The 2,741-nt window shown below is 62.8% G+C and carries 3 protein-coding genes and 1 pseudogene; all 4 read right to left on the bottom strand.

The genetic code is table 11. The features are described from left to right. A partial coding sequence (locus tag B3C64_RS06710; protein WP_291534607.1) for a LytR C-terminal domain-containing protein occupies nucleotides 1–341 on the bottom strand: 341 nt, incomplete at its 3' end. A gap of 95 nt (nucleotides 342–436) precedes the next feature. Then, nucleotides 437–1,357, bottom strand: a complete 921-nt coding sequence (locus tag B3C64_RS06705) for a 4-(cytidine 5'-diphospho)-2-C-methyl-D-erythritol kinase (RefSeq protein ID WP_291534613.1) — start codon at nucleotides 1,355–1,357, stop codon at nucleotides 437–439. A gap of 41 nt (nucleotides 1,358–1,398) precedes the next feature. Next, complete coding sequence (gene rsmA / locus B3C64_RS06700) at nucleotides 1,399–2,310, bottom strand: 16S rRNA (adenine(1518)-N(6)/adenine(1519)-N(6))-dimethyltransferase RsmA (RefSeq protein WP_291534605.1); 912 nt, start codon at nucleotides 2,308–2,310, stop codon at nucleotides 1,399–1,401. 64 nt (nucleotides 2,311–2,374) lie between these two features. Beyond that, nucleotides 2,375–2,741, bottom strand: a pseudogene (locus tag B3C64_RS06695) (G5 domain-containing protein); the annotation flags it as partial.

The raw sequence follows: 2,741 nt of genomic DNA, 5'->3' as shown, positions 1-2,741 counted from the left end.
GGGGTCTGCACATTGAACTCGCGGTTCTGCAACGCGTCGCTGACGGCCGTGGCGAATCCGGAGAACTTCGTGCCGTTGAGCACGCGCACGGTGATGTTGCGGTTCTCCACATACTTGGCTTTGCCGTCCGAGGAATCCTTGGTCGCACAGGGGGCCTGCTTGCCGTAGTTCGGTTCTACCGTGGCCGATTTGACGTCGCCCAATCCTCCGACATGGAAGAAGAACAGCAGGGAGACCACCATGGCGATGGCCATGATGGCGCCGACGATGGTGAACACGATCTTCTGGCGGCGAAGGACATATGCCTTGCGCTCGGCACGTTCATCATAAGCCTGAGTCATTTGCGAGTTCCTTTTCGATAATCAATTGGCATCCACCTTACTGTCACGCGGTGATATGTGCGCGCATCATGCGCCATGCGGAGCGGCGATGCGCGTCAGGCGATGACATGCACGATCGGTCGTGCCGGGGCGTTCGTCGTGATGATGCGGTCGACGCAGCGTGCCGATTGCCATGCGTTCCGCACCTTGCGTTCGGCGTTCTCGTCCGGTACGAAGGCCATGACGGACGGGCCGGATCCGGAGACGAACGCTTGGCTGGCGCCGGCATTCAACGCTTCGTCGATTGCCTGTCCGCTGCGTGGATGTAGTGAGACCGCGGCCTTTTGCAGATGATTCGCATCGCCGCTTCCCGCGCCGATGCGATCGAAGGCGGCATACACTTCCGGCGTACGCAGTTCGGCGTGGTACGCGCCGACCAGCAGGCGGCCGGCAAATCCGCGTCGCACCAATTCGTCCACAGCGGCATCGTGTTCGTCGAGGATTTCGATGCGTTCGCCGAAGCCGGTGCCGCGCGCGTATCCTCCCGTCAGACAGAACGGCATATCCGCGCCCAACGTGGCGGCGACTTGCCGCAGCTGTTCGATGGGCCAATGGAGGTTCCACAGCGTGTCGAGCGCCAGCAATGTCGCGGCAGCATCGGCGGAACCGCCCGCCATGCCGGCGCCGACGGGAATGCGCTTTTCGATGCTTAACGCCACGTCCGGCTCATGGCCGCAGGCTTCCGCCAATGCGAACAGCGCGAGTACCGCATGGTTGCGGCGCATGTCGTTGCCCGAAGAGGCCAGATCGCCCAGGTACGCGCCTTCGATGTCCAGTGAGAATCCCGAGCCGGGCGCCTTGCGTGTGGCGGTGACGGTGTCGTACACGCCGACCGCGCAGTAGACGGTGTCGAGTTCGTGACGGCCGTTCCATTCCGCGCGCGGCGTGCCCACATGCAATGTCAGATTCGTTTTCGCGGGGCAGTCCACGCTGACGGCGGAAGGCATGCCGTTCGCCGGAAGGTCGGTATTGGGCATGACGTCGGTGTTGTTCGCATCGCCCGTATTGGTTGCGTCGCTCATGCCGCCGACACCTCGTCAAGCGCGCGTGCAAGCGCCACGAATTCGTCGATGGTGAGCGTCTCCCCACGACGGGTCGGATCGATTCCGGCGCGTTCGAACGCTTCGGACGGCACGATTTTCTTCAGCGCCGCGTGCAGGGTCTTGCGACGCTGGCCGAATGCGGCGTCGATAAGGCGGAAGACGGTCTCGCGATTCACCGTGGAGCCGTCGTCGTTGTTCGCGGACGACACATGGCCGCCTTCATGACGTTTGAACAGTACCAGCGCGGAGTCCACGTTCGGCGCTGGCCAGAACACGTTGCGGCCGATGGTGCCGACGCGTTCCGCGGTGCCGTACCAGGCGAGCTTCACGCTTGGCGTGCCGTAGATCTTCGAACCTGGCTTTTCGCTGAGACGGTCGGCGACCTCCTTCTGCACCATCACGAGGAACGTGCCGAGGTTGTCGAATCGTTCCAGCAGGGTGAGCAGGACCGGCGTAGCCACGTTGTACGGCAGATTTGCGACGAGGATGAAGGATTCGTCGTCGTTGAAATCCGGCAGATTCTCTGGGGAGATGGTCAGCGCGTCGCGGTTGACGACGCGGAAGCGGCCGGTCGCCTCCGGCATGAACTCCGCGATGGTCTTCGGCAGGCGTTCGGCCACCGGAGGGTCGATTTCCACCGCCGTCATCGTCGCGCCGGTTTCGAGAATCGCCAATGTCAGCGATCCCAGGCCCGGTCCGACTTCCAGCACATGGTCGTCGGCGGTCACGCCGGCCTCGCGCACGATGCGGCGCACGGTGCCCGGGTCGATGACGAAGTTCTGTCCGAATTTCTTCGTCGGGCTAATGCCGGCGTCCGCGGCGATGCGGCGGATGTCGGCCGCGCCGAGCAGGTGGCCCTGTTCGGCGGTGTTCGCGTTTTCTGTCATGGTGTATGTCCGTTCGCGTTGATGAGGAAGTTGGAATTGGCGCTGCGCCCGATTGGGAATCGGATCAGTACCAGTTGTATTGCTCAGACCATGCCCATGCCTTGGAAGGGCTTCCGTATTTCTGCGCGATATAGCTCAGACCCCAATCGATCTGCACTGCCGCGTCATCCTTCCAGTTGGCGCCGAACGTGGCCATTTTGCTTCCCGGAAGCGACTGCGGGATGCCATACGCGCCGGATGGGTTGTAGGCGTTCCACATCCAGCTGGATTCGCGGTTCCAGAGTTTGACCAGATCGGTCCAGTTCTGCCCGGTCCATCCGTATTGCGCCGCGGCGCCGGCCGCATAGGTCTGGGCCTGTGACGGTGACGGATGGTAGAGCCGGTATCCTGCCGTGGATCCTCCGTTGGTATTGCCGGAGTTGCTGTTTCCG

Source organism: Bifidobacterium sp. UBA6881 (assembly GCA_002451435.1).
Lineage (GTDB): Bacteria > Actinomycetota > Actinomycetes > Actinomycetales > Bifidobacteriaceae > Bifidobacterium.
Note: the sequence above shows the minus strand (reverse complement) of the source record. Positions and strands in the feature narration are given on the sequence as shown.

What these genes read in the sequence shown, in the direction of transcription:
- rsmA (WP_291534605.1), bottom strand. Translation starts at nt 2,310, where the DNA reads ATGACAGAAAACGCGAACACCGCCGAACAGGGCCACCTGCTCGGCGCG.
- B3C64_RS06705 (WP_291534613.1), bottom strand. Translation starts at nt 1,357, where the DNA reads ATGCCCAATACCGACCTTCCGGCGAACGGCATGCCTTCCGCCGTCAGC.